This is a genomic window from Vibrio paracholerae, assembly GCF_037672085.1.
Lineage (GTDB): Bacteria > Pseudomonadota > Gammaproteobacteria > Enterobacterales > Vibrionaceae > Vibrio > Vibrio cholerae.
In genome coordinates, this window is the sequence record NZ_JBBHLM010000002.1 from 1,307,973 (window position 1) to 1,328,122 (window position 20,150).

The 20,150-nt window shown below is 47.7% G+C and carries 13 protein-coding genes and 1 pseudogene; 13 read left to right on the top strand and 1 reads right to left on the bottom strand.

Annotation, left to right across the window (positions count from 1 at the left end):
- Positions 1 to 57: 57 nt before the first annotated feature.
- From acnD to R4537_RS11335, 5 genes are all read left to right on the top strand, one after another.
- Complete coding sequence (gene acnD / locus R4537_RS11315; RefSeq protein ID WP_071179538.1) at positions 58 to 2,664, top strand: Fe/S-dependent 2-methylisocitrate dehydratase AcnD; 2,607 nt, start codon at positions 58 to 60, stop codon at positions 2,662 to 2,664.
- 8 nt (positions 2,665 to 2,672) lie between these two features.
- The gene (prpF, locus tag R4537_RS11320; protein ID WP_071179539.1) at positions 2,673 to 3,875 is read left to right on the top strand and encodes a 2-methylaconitate cis-trans isomerase PrpF; all 1,203 of its coding nucleotides are present in this window, start codon (positions 2,673 to 2,675) and stop codon (positions 3,873 to 3,875) included.
- A 4-nt stretch (positions 3,876 to 3,879) separates the two neighbouring features.
- Positions 3,880 to 5,757 (top strand): propionyl-CoA synthetase, encoded by a 1,878-nt coding sequence (locus R4537_RS11325; protein ID WP_071179540.1) that lies wholly within the window; start codon positions 3,880 to 3,882, stop codon positions 5,755 to 5,757.
- Positions 5,758 to 5,930: 173 nt separating this feature from the next.
- Positions 5,931 to 6,407, top strand: a complete 477-nt coding sequence (locus tag R4537_RS11330; RefSeq protein WP_001284194.1) for a GNAT family N-acetyltransferase — start codon at positions 5,931 to 5,933, stop codon at positions 6,405 to 6,407.
- A gap of 80 nt (positions 6,408 to 6,487) precedes the next feature.
- On the top strand, positions 6,488 to 7,885 hold the full coding sequence (locus R4537_RS11335; protein WP_071179584.1) for a bifunctional NUDIX hydrolase/phosphatase PAP2 family protein: 1,398 nt from the start codon (positions 6,488 to 6,490) through the stop codon (positions 7,883 to 7,885).
- Between the two features lie 65 nt (positions 7,886 to 7,950).
- On the opposite strand, the gene R4537_RS11340 is transcribed toward R4537_RS11335, so the two are convergent.
- On the bottom strand, positions 7,951 to 9,057 hold the full coding sequence (locus tag R4537_RS11340; RefSeq protein WP_071179541.1) for a tripeptidase T: 1,107 nt from the start codon (positions 9,055 to 9,057) through the stop codon (positions 7,951 to 7,953).
- A 459-nt stretch (positions 9,058 to 9,516) separates the two neighbouring features.
- Between R4537_RS11340 and hppD the strand changes: the two genes are divergently transcribed.
- From hppD to R4537_RS11385, 8 genes and pseudogenes are all read left to right on the top strand, one after another.
- Positions 9,517 to 10,590, top strand: a complete 1,074-nt coding sequence (gene hppD, locus R4537_RS11345; protein WP_071179542.1) for a 4-hydroxyphenylpyruvate dioxygenase — start codon at positions 9,517 to 9,519, stop codon at positions 10,588 to 10,590.
- The gene (locus R4537_RS11350; RefSeq protein ID WP_071179543.1) at positions 10,583 to 11,719 is read left to right on the top strand and encodes a homogentisate 1,2-dioxygenase; all 1,137 of its coding nucleotides are present in this window, start codon (positions 10,583 to 10,585) and stop codon (positions 11,717 to 11,719) included. Before hppD ends, R4537_RS11350 begins: the two co-directional genes overlap by 8 nt.
- A 6-nt stretch (positions 11,720 to 11,725) precedes the next feature.
- Entirely contained in the window at positions 11,726 to 12,745 is a 1,020-nt protein-coding gene (locus R4537_RS11355) for a fumarylacetoacetate hydrolase family protein (protein ID WP_071179544.1), read from the top strand.
- Positions 12,745 to 13,389: a maleylacetoacetate isomerase gene (gene maiA / locus R4537_RS11360; RefSeq protein WP_071179545.1), complete on the top strand. Its 645-nt coding sequence runs from the start codon at positions 12,745 to 12,747 to the stop codon at positions 13,387 to 13,389. Before R4537_RS11355 ends, maiA begins: the two co-directional genes overlap by 1 nt.
- A gap of 134 nt (positions 13,390 to 13,523) precedes the next feature.
- A pseudogene (gene csm6, locus R4537_RS18710) lies at positions 13,524 to 14,162 on the top strand (CRISPR-associated ring nuclease Csm6); the annotation flags it as partial.
- A 366-nt stretch (positions 14,163 to 14,528) separates the two neighbouring features.
- Positions 14,529 to 16,262 carry a dynamin family protein gene (locus tag R4537_RS11375; RefSeq protein ID WP_071179546.1) on the top strand — a complete coding sequence of 578 codons (1,734 nt, stop codon included), beginning with the start codon at positions 14,529 to 14,531 and terminating at the stop codon, positions 16,260 to 16,262.
- Entirely contained in the window at positions 16,262 to 18,478 is a 2,217-nt protein-coding gene (locus R4537_RS11380) for a dynamin family protein (protein ID WP_071179547.1), read from the top strand. The genes R4537_RS11375 and R4537_RS11380 overlap by 1 nt, the downstream gene beginning before the upstream one ends.
- Positions 18,478 to 20,082: a GTPase domain-containing protein gene (locus tag R4537_RS11385; RefSeq protein ID WP_071179548.1), complete on the top strand. Its 1,605-nt coding sequence runs from the start codon at positions 18,478 to 18,480 to the stop codon at positions 20,080 to 20,082. The genes R4537_RS11380 and R4537_RS11385 overlap by 1 nt, the downstream gene beginning before the upstream one ends.
- The last annotated feature ends 68 nt before the right edge of the window (positions 20,083 to 20,150 follow it).

Sequence of the window (20,150 nt, forward strand, 5' to 3'; positions counted from 1 at the left end):
GGCCAGCAGCATCTTTGAGTTCCTATCTTTTAGTTGCTAAGCAATGGAAGCAAAAACATGAACAGTCAGTATCGTAAAGCCTTATCGCCAAGCCCTGCGCAATCTCAGGTCGATTTTTTTGATACGCGCGCGGCGGTCGAGGCGTTAAAACCGGGCGCATACCAAACTTTGCCTTACACGGCACGTATTCTGGCCGAAAACTTAGTGCGCCGCTGCCCAGTGGAACAATTGAGCGAAAGTCTGCTGCAAATTATCGAGCGTAAACGCGATCTTGATTTCCCTTGGTATCCCGCGCGCGTGGTGTGCCACGATATTCTCGGCCAAACCGCGTTGGTCGATTTAGCAGGCTTACGTGATGCGATTGCCGAACAAGGCGGCGACCCCGCGCAAGTCAATCCTGTGGTGGAGACTCAGTTGATTGTCGATCATTCGCTGGCGGTAGAATATTCCGGCTGCGATCCTGATGCGTTTGAGAAAAATCGCGCGGTAGAAGACAGACGCAACGAAGATCGCTTCCACTTTATCGAGTGGTGTAAAACCGCGTTCAAAAACGTCAGCGTGATCCCTGCCGGTAACGGCATCATGCACCAGATCAACCTCGAAAAAATGTCGCCGGTGATACAAGTGAAAGAGGGTGTGGCTTTCCCTGATTCTTGCGTAGGTACGGATAGCCATACGCCGCACGTTGATGCACTCGGTGTGCTGGCGATTGGCGTGGGCGGCCTTGAAGCGGAAACCGTAATGCTCGGTCGCCCTTCCATGATGCGTTTGCCAGACATTGTCGGTGTGAAACTGACCGGAGCGCGCCAACCGGGTATTACCGCAACCGATATTGTGTTGGCTTTAACTGAATTTCTGCGCCGCGAGCGCGTGGTCTCAGCCTATCTGGAGTTTTTTGGCGAAGGGGCGAAAGCGCTGACCATCGGCGATCGCGCGACCATCTCCAACATGACGCCTGAATATGGCGCGACCGCCGGCATGTTCTACATTGATGAACAGACCATTCAATATTTAAAACTCACTGGCCGTGAGCCAGAGCAAGTCGCTTTGGTTGAAAGCTATGCCAAAGCCGCAGGTTTATGGGCGGACAGCTTAGATCACGCGGAATACGAACGTGTGCTGGAGTTTGATCTCTCCAGCGTTGAGCGCAATCTGGCGGGGCCTTCCAATCCGCATCGCCGTTTGCCGACCAAAGAGCTGAGCACGCGCGGCATTGCGATACCTGCTCAGCAACGAGAAGCACAACAAGCAGAGGGCTTGATGCCTGATGGTGCGGTGATCATCGCCGCCATCACTTCTTGCACCAACACCAGTAACCCGCGTAACGTGGTCGCAGCAGGGCTGCTCGCCAAAAAAGCTAATCAGCTCGGCCTTAAACGCCAACCTTGGGTGAAAACCTCTTTCGCGCCGGGCTCGAAAGTCGCCAAATTGTACTTGGAAGAGGCTGGGCTGCTCTCTGAACTTGAACAACTTGGTTTTGGGATTGTGGCGTATGCCTGTACCACCTGTAACGGCATGAGTGGCGCGCTCGACCCTGCCATTCAACAAGAAATCATTGAACGCGATCTCTACGCAACAGCGGTGCTGTCTGGTAACCGCAATTTTGATGGCCGTATCCATCCGTATGCCAAGCAAGCGTTTTTGGCTTCGCCGCCACTGGTCGTGGCTTACGCGATAGCAGGCACGATGCGCTTTGATATAGAGCGTGACGCGCTGGGTCACGATGCGCAAGGCAAGCCGATTTATCTCAATGACTTATGGCCAAGTGATGAAGAGATTGATGCCGTCGTCGGCCGCGCGGTCAAGCCGGAGCAGTTCAAGCAGATCTATATCCAGATGTTTAAACTCGATGAGACACAAAGCGCGAGCTCGCCGCTGTATGACTGGCGGCCGATGAGCACGTATATTCGCCGTCCACCGTATTGGGAAGGGGCGCTCGCGGCGCCGCGCACCTTGAAAGCGATGCGACCACTGGCGATTTTGGGTGACAACATCACCACCGATCATTTATCGCCCTCCAATGCCATTTTGGCGAGCAGTGCCGCTGGGGAATACCTGACCAAAATGGGCGTGCCGGAGGAAGATTTTAACTCTTACGCTACCCACCGCGGTGATCACCTCACCGCACAACGTGCCACGTTTGCCAACCCGAAACTGTTTAACGAAATGGTCAAAGAAAACGGGCAGATCAAACAAGGTTCTCTCGCGCGTATTGAGCCGGAAGGCAAAGTAACCCGCATGTGGGAAGCGATTGAAACCTACATGAACCGCAAGCAACCACTGATTGTGATTGCGGGAGCGGATTATGGACAAGGTTCATCACGTGACTGGGCGGCCAAAGGTGTGCGTTTAGCTGGCGTTGAAGCGATTGTTGCCGAAGGCTTTGAGCGCATTCACCGCACCAACTTGGTTGGGATGGGCGTGCTGCCGCTAGAGTTTAAGTTGGGGGTCAATCGCCACTCGTTAGCGCTCGATGGCACTGAGCTGTTTGATGTGCTGGGTGAGATCAGGCCAGGTGCCGATTTAGCCCTAGTTGTGACCAGACAAAACGGCGAAAAGCTGGATGTGGCGGTGACGTGTCGTTTGGACACAGCCGATGAAGTACATGTATATCAAGCGGGTGGCGTGTTGCAACGCTTCGCGCAAGACTTTTTGGCGCAGTAGGAGGCAGCATGAACGAGACAGTGTCACAAATTCGTATTCCTGCCACCTACATGCGCGGCGGAACCAGCAAAGGGGTGTTTTTCCGTCTGAACGATTTGCCGCTTGAAGCGCAGCTTCCCGGTGCTGCCCGTGATGCTCTGTTGTTACGAGTGATTGGTAGCCCAGATCCTTACGGTAAACAGATTGATGGCATGGGCGGTGCGACATCAAGCACCAGCAAAACGGTGATTGTCAGTGCCAGTTCGTGCACTGATCACGATGTGGATTATCTGTTCGGGCAAGTGGCGATAGATAAACCGTTTGTCGATTGGAGCGGAAACTGCGGCAATCTTTCCGCTGCGGTGGGGCCCTTTGCAATCCATGCTGGGCTGATTCCTGCTGAGCGCATTCCGCACAATGGTGTGGTGGCGGTGAAAGTGTGGCAGGCCAACATCAGCAAAACCATTGTCGTTCATGTGCCGATAGTCAATGGCGCAGTGCAGGAGTGCGGTGAATTTGAACTCGATGGAGTGACTTTTCCGGCGGCCGAAGTGCAGGTCGATTTTGTGGATCCTGCAGATGATAGCGGTGCCATGTTCCCAACCGGTAACGTGATGGATGATTTGCAAGTGCCGGGTATCGGCACGTTCAACGCAACTTTCATCAACTCGGGCATTCCAACCATTTTTGTCGATGCCGAAGCGCTCGGCTATCAAGGCACTGAGTTGCAAGATGCTATCAATAGTGACTCACAAGCCTTGGCCAAGTTTGAAACGCTACGCGCTTATGGCGCACTGAAAATGGGTCTGATTGAGCGCATTGAAGAAGCGCAAAACCGTCAGCACACGCCAAAAATTGCTTTTGTCAGTGGCGCGAAAAGTTACTTAGCTTCAAGCGGTAAGCGAGTAGAAGCGGATTCGGTGGATCTGCTCGTGCGCGCGCTCTCGATGGGCAAACTGCATCACGCCATGATGGGCACGGCCGCCGTGGCGATTGCTTCTGCTGCCGCCGTTCCGGGCACGTTGGTCAATTTGGCTGCCGGGGGCGGCGAGCGTACGTCGGTCACCTTTGGTCATCCCTCCGGCACCTTAAAAGTCGGAGCGAAAGCCAAGCAAGGTAAACAAGGCTGGCAAATTGAGCGCGCGATCATGAGCCGCAGCGCCAGAATTCTAATGGAAGGATGGGTACGCGTTCCCGAAAATTACGCTGCCCTCAGTGAGAGCAAGGAGTAATGCGATGTCTGCCTATCAAGAGCAATATCAATCGGCGAAAGAGCAGCCCGAAGCCTTCTGGCGTAAACAAGCGCAGCAGATCGACTGGTTTCAACCGCCGCAAACTATTTTGGCCAATGACGAACATGGTATTGAGCGCTGGTTTCCTGATGGCGTGCTCAATACCTGTTGGTTAGCACTCGATTATCACTGCGAGCAAGGCCGTGGCGATCACACGGCGCTGATTTATGACTCGCCCGTGACGGGCAAAAAGCAGCGCTACAGTTACTCGGCCCTGCGTGACAGTGTCGCAAAAATTGCTGGCATGCTGGCCGCACAGGGGGTGAGCAAAGGGGATCGCGTTATCATCTACATGCCGATGATCCCAGAAGCGGCGATGGCGATGCTGGCTTGTGCGCGCTTGGGCGCGATTCACTCGGTGGTGTTTGGCGGCTTTGCACCCAATGAACTGGCGGTACGGATTGAAGATGCGGAGCCGAAAGTGATCATGACCGCCTCGTGCGGCGTGGAAATCAATAAGGTGATTCCCTACAAGCCCATGGTCGATAAAGCCATTATGGATAGCCGTTGGAAACCTGAAAAAGTCTTGGTTTATCAGCGCAGCGAATGCCACGCCGAGCTCACTCATGCACGTGATTTGGAATGGAACACGGTCGTGCAATCGGCCACGCCACACGGTTGTGTGCCTGTGCTCGCCACCGATCCGCTGTATATCCTTTACACCTCAGGCACCACAGGCAAACCGAAAGGGGTGGTGCGCGATAATGGCGGGCATGCGGTTGCGCTCAAGTATTCAATGCAGATTATCTACAACATGCCGCAAGACGGGGTGTTTTGGGCAGCTTCGGATGTGGGTTGGGTAGTCGGTCATTCCTATATTGTGTATGCGCCGCTCATTCACGGTTGCACCACCATTTTGTATGAAGGCAAACCGGTACGCACACCCGATCCCGGCGCGTTTTGGCGAGTGTGTCAGGAATACCAAGTGACTGCGCTGTTTTCTGCGCCGACCGCGTTTCGTGCCATCAAAAAAGAAGATCCAAATGGCGATTATTTAAAACAGTACGATTTGTCGGCGTTAACCACCATTTTTATGGCCGGAGAGCGGCTTGACCCGCCGACCTTGGAATGGGTACAAAGCAAAACAGGCAAGACAGTGATTGATCACTGGTGGCAAACCGAAACGGGTTGGGCGATTGCTGGAAACCCAACGGGTCTTGAATCTATGCCCATCAAAGCGGGCTCGGCAACCAAACCCATCCCCGGTTATCAGGTGGAGATTCTTAATGAGCTTGGCGAAAACATGCCCGCCAATCAGCAAGGTTTTGTCGCACTGAAAAGGCCACTTCCACCAAGCTGCTTACCCACCGTGTGGCGCAACCATGACCGGTTTGAGTCGGGCTATTTGGCGCAATTCCCCGGTTACTATGTGTCCGGCGATGGCGGCTATCTTGATGAAGAAGGGTACCTGTTCATCATGGGACGCATTGATGATGTGATCAACGTTGCGGGGCATCGACTATCGACAGGCGAGATGGAAGAGATTGTCGGCGCGCATCCGGCTGTCGCGGAATGTGCGGTGATTGGCGTCCACGACGAGCTGAAAGGGCAGTTGCCACTGGGTTTAGTGGTGCTCAAAGATGGAGTGAAGATTGATGCGCAAACGTTGGAGCAAGAGCTGGTCGCCAGTGTGCGCAATCAAATTGGTGCGGTGGCTTGCTTTAAACATGCCATAGTGGTTGAACGTTTACCGAAAACGCGATCCGGCAAAATTTTGCGGCGTATCATCCGCCAAATCGCCGATGGTGAGAGTTACACCATTCCGTCGACCATTGACGATCCCATGAGTCTCAATGAGCTGGAAAACCTGTTTCAGCACTGAAAATGCAATGAACAAAACATAAAGTGCTCCTCATGGAGCACTTTTTAATGACTCATCTCATCTCTGTGACACAGATAACAATCTGATTGCACAGAATCTCCACAGCGAAAGCTGATTTTTTTCGGAACTTCATATACAATTTCGCACCACTATAAATTGATAAAAATCACAAAATGGCCAATATCTCACTCTCTTCGGCAAGCAGTGCAGATTTACAACAACTCAACCAGTTGATGTTTGAGCTGCATGATGAACACCATCAGCAATGCCCTGAACATTTCAAGACCGCGGAAGAGATTGAGCAAGAGAAGAGTATTGCCCGTTATTTGGATGATCCGCAGTGTTTGGTGTATGTCGCCAAACAAGGTGAGCAGGTGGTGGGCTTTATTACGGGCCATTTTTGTGAGCTGGTTTCGACCGTGAGTCAGGCGGTTGCAATGGGAAGTGTCGATGAGCTTTATGTGCTTCCGGCCTTTCGTGGACAAGGGATTGCCAGTCAGCTATGTCATAAATTAGAGCGGGTTTTCAAAGATTACGGGGTAAAACAGATGTTTGTTGAAGTCTGGGACTTTAACCAGTCTGCCCAAGATTTTTATCAGTGTGCTGGTTTCGTTCAGCATATTCACTGGTTGCGTAAACCGCTGGTTTAGGTCAGTTCGTTTTTTTAAAGGAAACAATATTGTTGGCACATGTTCGCGCATTTTGGTTAGTGTTGGGTTTCACATTCTGCATGGGGCTTTCTTTTTCTGCGCTATCTAGCCAAGAAGAAGAGGCAGCTTATCGCGGCGTTTTATGTTTGATCCGTGGTGATAATAAATTGGTGATGACCCAAGAAGTGCTCACCGGAAAACTCTCATTGCCCGGCGGTACGATTGAAGCGGGTGAAACACCTCAAATGGCGGCTCAGCGTGAAACATGGCAAGAAACTGGCATGGTGGTTTCTGTTGGGCGTTTGATTGGTCAGACGCCGACTGCGTTAATCTATGAATGCGTCAGTGAATCTCAGGTGATCGCTTACTCTTACCAAAATGGTTTTGGGGGATACGAATTGCCAATCTGGTTTGCGCCGGACTATGGGGTTGAAACCGTCTCTGCCATGTTGATCAATCCGAGACTTATAAAGGCTGAGCAGTATCGTTATCCGGAGCAGTGGCCCTTGCTGGCTGATTTGTTTAAAGTCAGCCAAAATCAAACTGTGGATTATGTGGCAGAGCTCCATAAAGCGGCTCCTCAATTTCAGCAAGTGGAATTAGAGTGGTTGGGACAATTACAACATGGTGTCGCCCAGCTAAAAAAGAGTATGCCATGGTTACAGAATCTGATCTTAAGCGGGATGGTTTTTAATCTTCCAGTAGTAGCCTTAGTTTTGTTTCCTTTTCTTTATTGGCAGCTTGGCAAACCTTACTGTTACAAGATTTTGTTTGCAATGTCGGTCACATCCTTGCTTTGCCTCGTCGCTCAGCAGGGATTCGCTTTACCAAGACCACATGTTTACCAACCCGCATTAGAACTGTATCCAAGCTACGGTTTTGCTTTCCCTAATTTGCCTATCGCGCTTTGGAGCTGCTTAGGTGTACTACTGTGGCATGTGCAACAAGAGTTAACTCAACGTTGGGTCATGCGTGCGTGGGTAGGTCTGTTTGCTTGGCTATCGTTTGCTTCTTTCTATTCAGGCAGTGCCTTTCTCAGCGATCTTGCCACTGGCGCATTAGTGGGTGCTTTAGTCGCTTGGCACATTATTCGTCTTGATTTAAAACCGGGTGTGAATGTCGAGAATTTACTTTGTTCGAAGTCGGTTTGGTGGGGATTGACGGTCGCTTGCGTGATCCTCGCAATTATCTGGCCACAACCCATTTTTACGCAATGGATTGCGTTATTGGTGACGATATCTGGTCTAGTGACCCTCTTAACGCCAAGCTCTTCATCGCTTTCATTGCGTGGGGTGTTGCTGATGATCGCGCTATTACTGTTAGCCGATCAGGGAATCTCCTTGTTGATTGAGCCTTTCAACCACAGTTCATTCTATATGTTAGTAGGTGAAACTCTGCGCTATCCCGTGCTGATTTTACTGTTTGTGTTACTGGCTCGCCGCGGCTTAAAAGCTCCGATAGTAAGTTCCACATATTAAAATCAGTTTAAATAAAAACCGGAAGCCATTTGCTTCCGGTTTTTATTAATGACTCAAGTACTCGATTAGGCCGTCGTGTAAGCACAGACGAATTCGGCAATTTTCACCATATCCGCAATCGCGATGTACTCTTCAGTGGTATGTACTTTGGCCATGCCTGTAGATAGATTGACCGTGGTTAACCCTTTCGCATTGAAGTTATTGGCATCGCTGCCACCACCACTCAGTTTGGTTTTCGGTTCAATACCGATTGTTTCAAAGCTCGCTTTGATCGCTTGGATATGCGCGTTATCTTCTTCCAACTTAAAGGCGTTGTAAGCGCGAGTCGATTCAATCTCAACGGTTGCGCCATGCTTTTCCGCGGCACGTTCAAAAGTTTCAATCATGTGCTGAACTTGCGCTTCGAGTTTGGCATCGTTGAGTGAACGCGCTTCCGCCACGATTTTCAGCTCAGGCATCACAATGTTCGTCGCTTGACCGCCCTGCACAATACCGATGTTAGCCGTGGTTTCTTCGTCAATTCGCAGCAGTTTCATTTGAGTAATTGCATCAGCGGCCACCGCAATGGCGCTGATCCCATCTTCCGGTACCAAACCAGCATGAGCGGGTTTACCTTTGATCAGTGCGACGATTTTTTGCTGACCCGGTGCTGCACGCACGATAGTGCCGATTGGACCGCCTGTGTCGAGAACAATCGCTTTCTCTGCTTGCACCTTACTCATATCAAAATGCTCAGAACCTTTCAGACCGCCTTCTTCATGCACAGTGAAAGCAATCTCAATGGTTTTGTGCGCTTGCTGGCTATCGCGCAGAACACGTACCGCTTCAAGGATCGCGGCAATGCCAGATTTGTCATCGCCACCCAAAATCGTGTTGCCTTTGGAACGGATAATGCCATCTTCAATCACAGGCTCAATGCCGATACCCGGTTTAACCGTATCCATGTGGCAACTAAACAGAATACTGTCATTGAGTTTGCCTTCTAGGCGGGCATACAGGTTAAAGCCGTTTGACACCTCCGCCGGAACAGGGAGTTTATGTACGATGAAACCAAGTTCGCCCAGTTGTTCCGCGAGCGTTTCAGCAATCTTTTTTTCATTGCCCGATTCGCTATCGATCTGAATCAGTTGTAGGAAGTGGTCAACAAGGCGCTGGGTATTAATCAGACTCATAGGAATACCTCTTAGGGAACAGAAGTTGTCACCATGCCTGCAATTGACTTGACTGATGATGCGTTAAATCAAAAAAAGCCTGAAAACCAGAGGGAAATAGAAACCAGAGCGTTGCAAGGCTTAGTGGTGTCAATAGAGAGGCTCCAGCTACGTCTGGTATGAATTGAAAGTAACAATATCGTTACATTGTAAGCTTGGCTTTACTCTTCTCAGATGAGTGTAAATTCACGAAATTTAGACATGAAATTTTAACTATTTATTAATATTCAATGAGTTATGTTTAAGTTTTGTAGGATTAGGGCAAGGGTTTTTGTGGCGTTGATCTTAGATGTGTTGAATGTAATAAAATTGTTACCTTTTGGTGATTTGGGGTGAGTTAAACCATTTGCAGAGCTGGGATTTTCTTTATGAATTATTTCAGCCATGGTTACTTCAACTCAACACACCAAGGAAACGATGATGATGGATAGCGTAAACCCACTCGGTACAGATGGCTTTGAATTTGTGGAATATACTGCCGCTGATGAGCAGGGCATTGCCAGCCTCAAACACCTCTTCACCTCTCTGGGCTTTGCCGAAATTGCTAAACACCGTTCTAAAGAAGCTTGGTTGTATCGTCAGGGTGACATCAACTTTATTGTCAACGCACAGCCTCGTAGCCAAGCTGAAGCGTTTGCTAAACAGCATGGCCCTTCGGTATGCGGTATGGCGTTTCGCGTGAAAGACGCGGCGATTGCTCTCAAGCATGCGCAAGCTAATGGTGCCGTCGAGTACAAAACTGAGATTGGGCCTATGGAGTTAAGCATTCCTGCGGTGATCGGGATTGGTGATAGCTTGCTCTATTTTGTCGATCGTTATGGCGATCGCAGCATCTATGATGTCGATTTTCATTTCTACCCTGATAGCAAAGAGCGCCTTGCCAAAGCGCAAGTGGGTTTGTATGAAATTGACCACCTCACCCACAACGTGAAACGTGGCAACATGAACCTGTGGGCAGGTTTTTATGAGCGGATTGGTAACTTCCGTGAAATTCGCTACTTTGATATTGAGGGCAAACTGACGGGGTTGGTGAGCCGAGCCATGACCGCGCCCTGTGGCAAAATCCGTATTCCGATCAACGAGTCCTCTGACGATAAATCGCAAATCGAAGAGTTTATTCGTGAGTACAAAGGCGAAGGTATCCAGCATATTGCGCTCAGTACCGAGGATATTTACCACAGTGTGAAAACCTTGCGTGAACGTGGTATGGACTTTATGCCCACGCCAGACACCTATTACGACAAGGTGAATCAGCGAGTGGTGGGACATCAAGAAGATGTGCAAGCCCTGCGTGACTTACGTATTTTGATTGATGGTGCACCGATGAAAGATGGCATTTTGCTGCAAATCTTCACTCAAACTGTGATTGGGCCTGTGTTCTTTGAAATCATTCAGCGCAAAGGTAATCAAGGATTTGGTGAAGGTAACTTCAAAGCGCTGTTTGAATCGATTGAAGAAGATCAGATCCGCCGTGGAGTATTGACTGATGCATAAATGGATCACTTTTCCGCATCGTGAAGGCACTTGTTCCAGGCAGGCGCATGCGGATTTCCCAGAGCAGGCGATTTACGAACGTGAAGCGGGGCGCAGTGGCTTTTTTGGCCCCGCGGCGCATTTTCATCATCAACATGCACCGACAGGTTGGAGCGAGTGGGAAGGCGAACTGCGTCCACGCGCCTTCAACTTCAATCATGTGGAAGGGATCCATGCTTTGTCTCCTTGGCAAGTGCCCCTGTTACTGCACAACCATGAAGTGAAAGTGCGGGTGTGGAAGCTTACTCAAGCTATGCCAGCCTTGGCGCGCAATGCCGATGGTGATGAGCTGCTGTTTATCCATCAAGGTAAAGCGGATCTCTATTGTGACTATGGCCATATGGTCGTCAGTGAGGGCGATTATGTGCTGATCCCGCGCTCGACCAACTGGCGTCTAGAGCCGATTGAGCCCTTGTTTATCTTGATGATTGAAAACACCGATGCCGCTTATGCGTTACCCGAAAAAGGCTTAGTCGGCAATCACGCGGTGTTTGATCCTGCGGTGTTGGACGTGCCTTCGATCAATGATCCATTCCGCGCACAATACTCTGAGCAGCAGACGCAAGTGCAGGTGAAACGTCATGGGCAGCTAAGTACCATCACCTTCCCGTTTAATCCTTTGGATGCGGTGGGTTGGCATGGCGATCTCTCTGTCGTGCGCCTCAACTGGCGCGATATTCGCCCGCTGATGTCGCATCGCTACCATCTTCCGCCTTCGGCACATACCACCTTTGTCGGCCAAGGTTTTGTGGTGTGTACTTTTGTCCCTCGTCCCATTGAAAGTGATCCCGGCGCGCTCAAAGTGCCGTTTTATCACAATAATGATGATTATGATGAAGTGCTGTTTTACCACGCTGGAGATTTTTTCAGCCGCGATAATATTGAAGCCGGCATGGTGACCTTCCACCCTGCGGGTTTTACTCACGGGCCGCATCCGAAAGCGTTCCAAGCAGGCTTGGAATATCGCAAAAAATTCACTGATGAAGTGGCGGTCATGATTGATACCCGCCATGCGCTACAGTTTAGTGACGCAGCGCAGCAGGTGGAAAATCGTCAGTATGTTTACAGTTGGCAGAGTAAAAAGGAGTAGGGCGATATGAAGTTAGCGACCCTGAATAATGGTACGCGAGATGGTCAGTTGGCGGTCGTCAGCCGTGACTTAACCCTGTGTGTTGCGGTACCGGAGATTGCCAGTACTTTACAGCAGGCGCTCGATAATTGGGATGCGGTGGTAGCATCGTTGCAAGATGTCTATTGCGCACTGAATGAACGTACTATTACTGCCCGTTTGTTCGACCCAGAGCAGTGTTTATCTCCGTTGCCTAGAGCCTACCATTGGGCGGATGGTTCCGCTTACGTTAACCATGTGGAATTGGTGCGCAAAGCGCGTGGCGCAGAAATGCCCGCCAGTTTCTGGACGGATCCTCTGATGTATCAAGGTGGATCAGATACGTTTTTAGCCCCGCGGAGTCCGATCCTGATGGCGGATGAAGCGTGGGGGATCGATTTTGAAGCAGAAGTGGCGGTGGTAACTGCCGATGTGGCGATGGGAAGCTCAGTGCAAGAAGCGGCGCAGGCCATTCGGCTACTGATGCTGGTCAATGATGTGTCACTGCGTGGTTTAATCCCCAACGAACTCGCTAAAGGGTTTGGTTTCTATCAATCCAAACCTTCTTCGGCTTTTTCACCTGTCGCGGTGACTCCGGATGAGCTTGGTGAGGCGTGGGATGGCGCGCGCCTTGCCCTGCCATTACGTACCACCTATAACCACGAACTGTTTGGCTGCCCCAATGCCGGCGTGGATATGACTTTTTCATTCCCAGAGTTAATCGCTCATGCAGCGAAAACACGAGCACTGTGTGCGGGCTCGATCATAGGGTCGGGCACCGTTTCCAATAAGCAGGGAACCGATTATGGCAGTGCAATCCGTGAAGGTGGCGTAGGGTATTCATGCATTGCTGAGCTGCGAATGATAGAAACGCTGCGTGATGGTGAGCCTAAAACATCCTTCATGCGCTTTGGTGATACGGTGCGAATTGAGATGCTCAATCCACAGCAACAGAGTATTTTTGGTGCGATTGAGCAACAGGTGATGCAGTACAACAAGGAAATGTGATGAGTTTAATTCTCTATGGTTATTGGCGTTCGTCAGCCGCCTATCGAGTGCGTATTGCCCTCAATATTAAACAGTTGGTTTACGAGTCACGCGCCGTGCATCTTAGCCGTGAGGGAGGGGAGCAGCATCATGCCGAGTTTCATCGCCTCAATCCTAGCGAGTTGATTCCTGTGCTTATCGATGGTGAGCTCTGCTTGAATCAATCGCTGGCGATTATTGAGTATTTGGATGAAACCTATCCCGCCCCCCGTTTGATCCCAGAGCGAGGTGCCGAGCGTTATCAGGTGAAAGCGTTAGCGTTAGACATCGCAGCGGATATCCATCCGCTCAATAACTTGCGGATTTTGCAGTATCTTACCGCAAAGCTTGGTGTAGCCGATGAAGAAAAAAATCAATGGTATCGCCACTGGATTGATAAAGGTTTTCAAGGTTTGGAAGAGAAATTGCGCTATACGGCAGGGGAATATTGTGTGGGTAATCGCTTGTCTCTGGTCGATGTCTGTTTAGTGCCTCAAGTTTATAACGCTGAGCGATTTGATCTCGATATGAGTCGTTATCCCACCTTACAGCAGATTGCAGCAAGGTTACGTGCTTTGCCTGCGTTTGCGCAGGCTACTCCAGAAAATCAGCCTGATGCACAGTAGTCAGCTTAGATTATGGGTTTCGCGGCTTTGATTCCCCTCAATTTCTATTCAGCAGTAGCACAAGCGTGATCGGCAACCTAGCACATAAGCAAGATTGCCGATAAACGGCGTTAAACTCGATTCCAGATTTTTGTATGAAAAACATTCTCTTATCAACCACAGGGGCTAGCCCGTAGGTTCTAACTGAAACCCTTTACGCCATTTTTCAAAGTGGGCGGCCTTGTCTATGTGATCACCACGCAAAGTGCCAAACCAGCGCTAATCAATGGTCTATTCCGCGATGGTCATTTACAAGCTTTAAAAGATGAATACCAATTGCCTGATTTTGCCTTTGATGAAAGTCATATTTGGCTGATTGAAGGCGACAACGGCTTGCCGATTGATGATACAAAACCATTGATGATCACACCACGATGGCCGACTTTATGACCCGCAAAGTGTTTGAATTAACGCAAGACGACAACTGTGCCATTCATGGTTTCTTGGCGGGAGGTCGCAAAACAATGGCATTCTATTTTGGTTATGCGATGTCGATGTTTGGTCGTGAACAAGATGTTCTCAGCCATGTTTTTGTCAATGAAGCCTTCGAATTTGTGCGCGATTTCTGGTATCCCACCAAACAAAGTCGTTGGATTACGGGAAAAAATGGTCAAGGAGAGCTGGATACTAGCCAAGCGACGATTACGTTAGCTGAAATCCCTTTTGTGCGTATGCGCCAGTCGTTAGAGACCACCTTACTCAGCCACTTAGCACATTCCTCTTTCAGTCAAACAAGGTGTTGATTAAGAGATAACCATTTGTGCTTGAGCCCGAGCACAGAAGCAAAAACCGATCACAATTTGGTTGTTTTACATGAGAAATTGCACTCAAAAACCGAGTTTCTTATCCAATTTTAGTGTATATAAGCGCATAACAACCAGTTGATTAATATTTGATTTGTCAATAGTGTTTAAACGTCATTTAAGGCGGAAATTTTCTTACTAGGGACTTAAAAATAGATAGCTTAAACCAAACTGGTGGTATAACGACCATGATCGCAAAACTGATTAAACCTTGATTTAAATTCAATAAGCAGCTTTCTTTGCGTAATGAACAAAGAGCAAGTCATTGTTTAGTCGGTTCATAGAGGGAAATTTATAATGGAAACTAAACGCAAGCAGGAAATCTTAGATTATTTACAAGGGTTAAGTAAACATATCAATACAGCGGCTGGTTTCACTCCCGAGTTGTTACAAAAGTCAGCGAGTATTCTACAAACTTCGATTGAAGAAGTGACAACTGCTGTGGCACAGCAAGTACTATACGTACCAGTTGTCGGTGGTTTTAGTACCGGAAAATCTACCGCACTGAATACTCTTCTTGAACGAAAAGTTTTGCCAGAAAAAGTATCTCCTGAAACATCAATCCCAGCCGAACTTCACTTCAGTACTGAAGAAAAAATGATGGCGCTATCACAAGCGGGGGCATGGAGTGAGCATGAAATTTCTGAACTCTCCATGCTATCAGCTAATGCTGGAAATTATCAGTTAGTGCGTCTCTACCTTAATAGCCCAGTTTTACAGCAGATAGAGCCTTTGGTAATGGTTGATATGCCGGGGTTTGATTCTGGAATTAATAAACACAATGAAGCCATTCTGCGCTATATAACGACTGGAGTCATGTATCTATATTTGATCGATTGTAAAGCTGGCAGCATTAGTCGCCAAGATCTGCGGCGAATTGAGGAGATTTTGGATCTTGGTCGCTGTGTAAAAGTTTTCCTGACCAAAACAGATTTAGCATCGCCACAGGAGCTCGAATCTGCACGTGATTATGTGACAGATTGCTTAATTACACTTACTGGTGAGTCGGTTGCTGGTACAGTAAATAAAGATAATGCAGCTGATATGCTCGCAACAATTAATGAAGCAAATAAAACTGCACTGTTTGATGTGATGGTCTTACCAATGGTGAAAACCCTTTTCTTCGATGCCGACGGTATGGTTAATACGGCCATTAATGCACTGAATGCAAATGCTTCTGACATTGCCCAAGCCTTAAAAGAAGCTGAACAGGCGTTAGATAATTTAGATGCCGATCGTGACCGAATGTTGCAAGAGATCAAGCAAAGGGGGGTTGTACAAAAAAGCGACCTGATTTTAAGTAGGTTAGAGCAAACGCTACGCAAAGCCACCGAGGAACTGCTGATACAGGCACGTATGGGTGAGACACAGTTACGTAACACCATTGGTGATCTGGTTCGCTCTACTCTCAGCGTAGAAATTCAAGCATTGTTAAAGCAAACGACAGCGAACATAGCTTATCAATTCTCCGATAATATCAACATCAGTGGTCTAGCGTTGGGCTCTAATGATCATAATTGGGTCGAGGGTCTAATTTCTACTATTGAATCGCAGGCTATGAATGCCATAGCAGGTTTGAATGACTCAATAGCAACAGATAAAGGACATCACGCTAATAAAGGAAAGAGTGTTGGGAATATCATATCACTCAGCACAATAGCAATACTGATTCCTAATCCTATTCTTAAAGTGGTTTTTGCCATTTTGCCAGGAATTATTGGAGAGTTATTTGGTAGCTTAAGACGGAAAACTGAAGCTAACCAGTTGCGCGAAGCGATCTGTAATCAAGTTATTCCTGGTGTCTTAACACAGTTGCGACCTCAAGTGAACGAGTCTTTGCTGTGTATTGAGGCGGAGCTGATTCGCGTCACTTCAGAACAAGTAGCACAAAAAATCAGTGCTCAGAAATCTTTGTATGACGAGATGGCCAAAACGACTGGACAGGAAGCGAGTCAGTTGGAAATTTCTTTATCTTCCCTAAAACAAATTCGCAGTGAAATGCAACAAAACGCTAATGGAGTGATTATTTGATGGCAGTAAGTTCAGAAAAATATTTAACAGTATTGGAAGAATTTGAGCGAAAAATAGCTCGCTATGATGACCTAGTCAATACGCCTATGCGTAGCAAGTTGAAACCAGGTGGCTTCGCAGAACACAAGGATGCCCAAAAGCATCTGGAAGCATTGCAGCAATCAGGGCGATCACTAAAAATCGGTGTTATTGGTCGTGTTAAAGCAGGTAAGTCTTCATTAATTAACGCTTTATTGTTTGACGGTAAGGAGGTTTTGCCAAAGGCTGCGACTCCAATGACGGCAGCGTTGACCTCGATCCGATATGCGCCAAAGTTTACCGCGGAAGTACATTTCTTCTCATCTGAGGATATCCGTGATCTACAGATAAAGGCACAAGAATATAAAGAAGAAGTTGCCTATTTGATTGAGCATTACAAAAAAGAATATTCCGAGCGTCAGAAGCAAAATCCAATGCGTTCAATGCCACCATTGGATGAGAATATTCTGCATAAAAAAGCTATTCGTGAAGTGAGTGAAAATGGTGCCTTAGCCGCGGCTGCCGATATCTGTTTGCGAATGGAAGCCTCTGGCGTTGATGTCGGTGAACTGGGAGAGGTGCGTGTATTAACTGGAGATTCAATTGAGGACTTAAATAGCGAATTAACCCAATATGTTGGGGCGTCGGGTAAGTTTATGCCATTTACTCGTGAGTTGGTTTTAGGTTTACCGCTGCTCTCGCTACAGGGGATTGAAGTTATTGATACGCCTGGGGTTAATGATCCGGTTAAATCACGTGAACAGCGCACTTACGAACGTTTAAAAGAATGCAATGCTGCTTTTTTGGTCAGTCCAGCAGGGCAGTTCCTTAGCCAGCAGGACTTTGAGTTGGCTGATCGCTTAAGTGCCCGTGAAGGAACGCAAGAAATATATTTGGTGGCTAGCCAATCCGATATGCAACTACACTCAAATTTGCGTGATGAGGCCAAGGGAGACTTACATGTAGCGCTCAGTAAACTGCATCAAATTTTGACGAAACAGGCGATTAGTGCTTTGAGTGGTACTGAAAACGAAGTCCTTAGTAGCATCACCGCTGACATTAGTGAGCGGTTAATTGTTACTTCAGGAATTTGTGAGACTTTGCTGCAAAATGACGGGATAGGCGACGATGGTGCAGAACATGCGATGAAGCTATTAGCTGAAAACTATCGCGATTATTTCTCTTTACCAGAGTCGAAACAAGCCTGCCTCAAAAAACTTTCAGCGCGTGATCGGCTGCAAGATGCTGTAGAAATAGTTCGTGCGAAAAAGGTACACATACTCGAACAGCAAGCGCAAACATACATCGATGCTCAATGGCAAACATTACAGCAAGTCAGAGACGATGTACTAAGTGTTTTATCCGATCTACATAATGAGGTAAAAAATGGTGACAAAGCGACGCTTGAGGCAAGAATTGCACACTTAAATCAAGTTTCCAGCAAAGCTATTGTTGCAACGAATAGCGAGTTCATTAACCAGGCAGAGAATATCCAGCTAAAGTTACCATCTGATCTTGAGCGTACTATTCAAAAAGCATTCGATATTTTGGACGAGAGATCGGAAAGCGCTGAAGGGCAAGAGACAGTGACGTATCAAGTTGAAAAAAGTGGCGTAGGGTCATGGCTGGCACGCAATCTATGGGGCGGTGGCTCTGAAGAACGAACCCGTTCAGTTGCCACGCTAAATCCGTTGCCGATTCGCCGTGCACTTGAGGGGTTAGCCAAACTTATGCGGAGCGGCATGAAAGATTGTGCTAATGGCTCGCTTATTCAATGGCGCCGCGAACTGGTCAAAGGCATGACTCGGCAACTGCGTGATACCATTGGTGATGATGAAGTCGATATTGCCCGACTGCAAGAGGTTTGTCGCAGTGTAGTGGATAAACTGGTCAACTTCCCTGATATCGATGTTCCTGCTTTACCGGCGGAACTCGCCAAGTCCAGTAAGCTTAGAGGTAGCAGTGTAAGGGAATATCAAGAAGCTGCGCAAAACTATGCCTCACGGTTAGAAGCGAATGGTTTAGCATTTATTCAGTCAGTTCGCACATCGATAGATAATATTATGAAGAAAAATATCGGTGAAGAGTTAGTGGCCGATTTAATTAAAGAGGTCAAAGATCTTCAGGAACAGGTTGAGAGTAAATCCCTGACATTAGAAAAAATAAAGCGCATGCAAGCAGAAATGAGGGAATTATAATGACAGAGGCAAAAACAAACGTGGCTTTACCAGTTACCAGTGCTGAGAAGTTTTTCTCTGCCTTGAGTTCGTCAATAAAAAAGCTACGTGCTGAGTATGAGGTTACGGTCGCTAATAACCAGCAGACTCATATTGAACTTAATAAAGTTAGCGACGCTTTAAATAATAAGATTGAAGAGTTATTAGACCTTAAAAGCCGCTATGATCTGATTTGCTCGGCAATATCTCCGATAAAAAATGAGTCCGAATACTATAAATCGATTAAATTATTGATTGATGGTTCTTTATTACCGTTGATTAATCGAGTTAATGTTCTCGCCAATGAGGCGGAGCAAGTTACTGAGATACGCGCAGTGGATGATGAGCTGCGATTGGTGGACTCGTTATCCACATTTGCTGAGCGTACGATCATTGCTGTAGCTGGTGGTTTCAGCAGCGGTAAATCGTCATTGATTTCCAGTTTTTTTGCCGACGAAACGGTGAAACTGCCTATTGGTATTGAACCTGTCACTGCGATCCCAACCTATGTTGGTCATGCGGATAATACTGCGATTCGTGGCTATTCTCATGAGGGAGGTTATTTTGATGTGTCAAAGCATATATATACATGCTTGTCGCATCAATTTGTCGAAGAGTTTGGTTTTAACTTCCGCGATCTTGTCCCCTTTATGTCACTTGAAATTCCTTTCAAGTTGCTGCGTCATATCGCTTTTATTGATTTGCCTGGTTACAACCCTGGACAGAGAGGTGGTACAACGATGGGAGATCAGGCTGTGTCAGATGAGTTTATTACTCAGGGGCAGGCACTAATTTGGGTGATTGGTCTTGATTCAAATGGCACTATACCACGTGATGATTTGGATAAGCTCTCGAGTTTAAATGAGCTTGATATGCCCCTATACGTGATTCTCAATAAGGCAGACCTACGGCCACAAGGTTCTTTAGATGAAATATTAGACCAAGTTACCGAAGAGTTGATGATGAGTGGTATTCCCTATGAAGGCGTGTCAGCTTACAGCAGTGCAACGGGTACTGAGCTAGCGTTCCGTGAGCGTAGCTTGTTAGAGGTACTGGCGGAATGGGATCAGCCGCGTGACGCTATTCAAATTGCGGCCCAGAAATTAGAACATGTGATTGCTGCATATGAACATGCTATTAAGGTAGATATTGAGAGTCGAAAGAAAAAAGCCTCATTAGTTAAGGCGTTGGAATTAAACTTACTCGAAATTGGCGTATTTGATACGGAATTATTTAGCTCAGAATTTGATGTCGAAGCTTACATGGGTGAAGAGCCTCAAGAAAGTACACCCATATCGAGGGGGCTCTCATCATGGCTAGCCAGAGAACTATGGGGTGGTGGATACGATACAGGCACTACAAAGGAAAAGAGCACTAAGGCAGCTACTGCCGAAAAAAAACAAGCACCATTGCAGGTAAGTCAACTTGATTCTATTCGTGATCAACTAAAAAGTTTACGGGATGACTATTCTATAAAGAAAAGCGAAGAGGATCTGAAAGAGCTTCAAAGCATTCGGTGTGAACTGCAATCATTATTGCAGAAGAAAACGGTTTGGCAGCAACCTGCAATAGCCTCACCAGTCTGATATTGCACCATCTAAAACGTTGTATAACTTAAGCAACGCAATAGTCGCTTTATCTAAATACTGTAACG

What these genes read in the sequence shown, in the direction of transcription:
- acnD (WP_071179538.1), top strand. Translation starts at nt 58, where the DNA reads ATGAACAGTCAGTATCGTAAAGCCTTATCGCCAAGCCCTGCGCAATCT.
- prpF (WP_071179539.1), top strand. Translation starts at nt 2,673, where the DNA reads ATGAACGAGACAGTGTCACAAATTCGTATTCCTGCCACCTACATGCGC.
- R4537_RS11325 (WP_071179540.1), top strand. Translation starts at nt 3,880, where the DNA reads ATGTCTGCCTATCAAGAGCAATATCAATCGGCGAAAGAGCAGCCCGAA.
- R4537_RS11330 (WP_001284194.1), top strand. Translation starts at nt 5,931, where the DNA reads ATGGCCAATATCTCACTCTCTTCGGCAAGCAGTGCAGATTTACAACAA.
- R4537_RS11335 (WP_071179584.1), top strand. Translation starts at nt 6,488, where the DNA reads ATGGGGCTTTCTTTTTCTGCGCTATCTAGCCAAGAAGAAGAGGCAGCT.
- R4537_RS11340 (WP_071179541.1), bottom strand. Translation starts at nt 9,057, where the DNA reads ATGAGTCTGATTAATACCCAGCGCCTTGTTGACCACTTCCTACAACTG.
- hppD (WP_071179542.1), top strand. Translation starts at nt 9,517, where the DNA reads ATGATGGATAGCGTAAACCCACTCGGTACAGATGGCTTTGAATTTGTG.
- R4537_RS11350 (WP_071179543.1), top strand. Translation starts at nt 10,583, where the DNA reads ATGCATAAATGGATCACTTTTCCGCATCGTGAAGGCACTTGTTCCAGG.
- R4537_RS11355 (WP_071179544.1), top strand. Translation starts at nt 11,726, where the DNA reads ATGAAGTTAGCGACCCTGAATAATGGTACGCGAGATGGTCAGTTGGCG.
- maiA (WP_071179545.1), top strand. Translation starts at nt 12,745, where the DNA reads ATGAGTTTAATTCTCTATGGTTATTGGCGTTCGTCAGCCGCCTATCGA.
- R4537_RS11375 (WP_071179546.1), top strand. Translation starts at nt 14,529, where the DNA reads ATGGAAACTAAACGCAAGCAGGAAATCTTAGATTATTTACAAGGGTTA.
- R4537_RS11380 (WP_071179547.1), top strand. Translation starts at nt 16,262, where the DNA reads ATGGCAGTAAGTTCAGAAAAATATTTAACAGTATTGGAAGAATTTGAG.
- R4537_RS11385 (WP_071179548.1), top strand. Translation starts at nt 18,478, where the DNA reads ATGACAGAGGCAAAAACAAACGTGGCTTTACCAGTTACCAGTGCTGAG.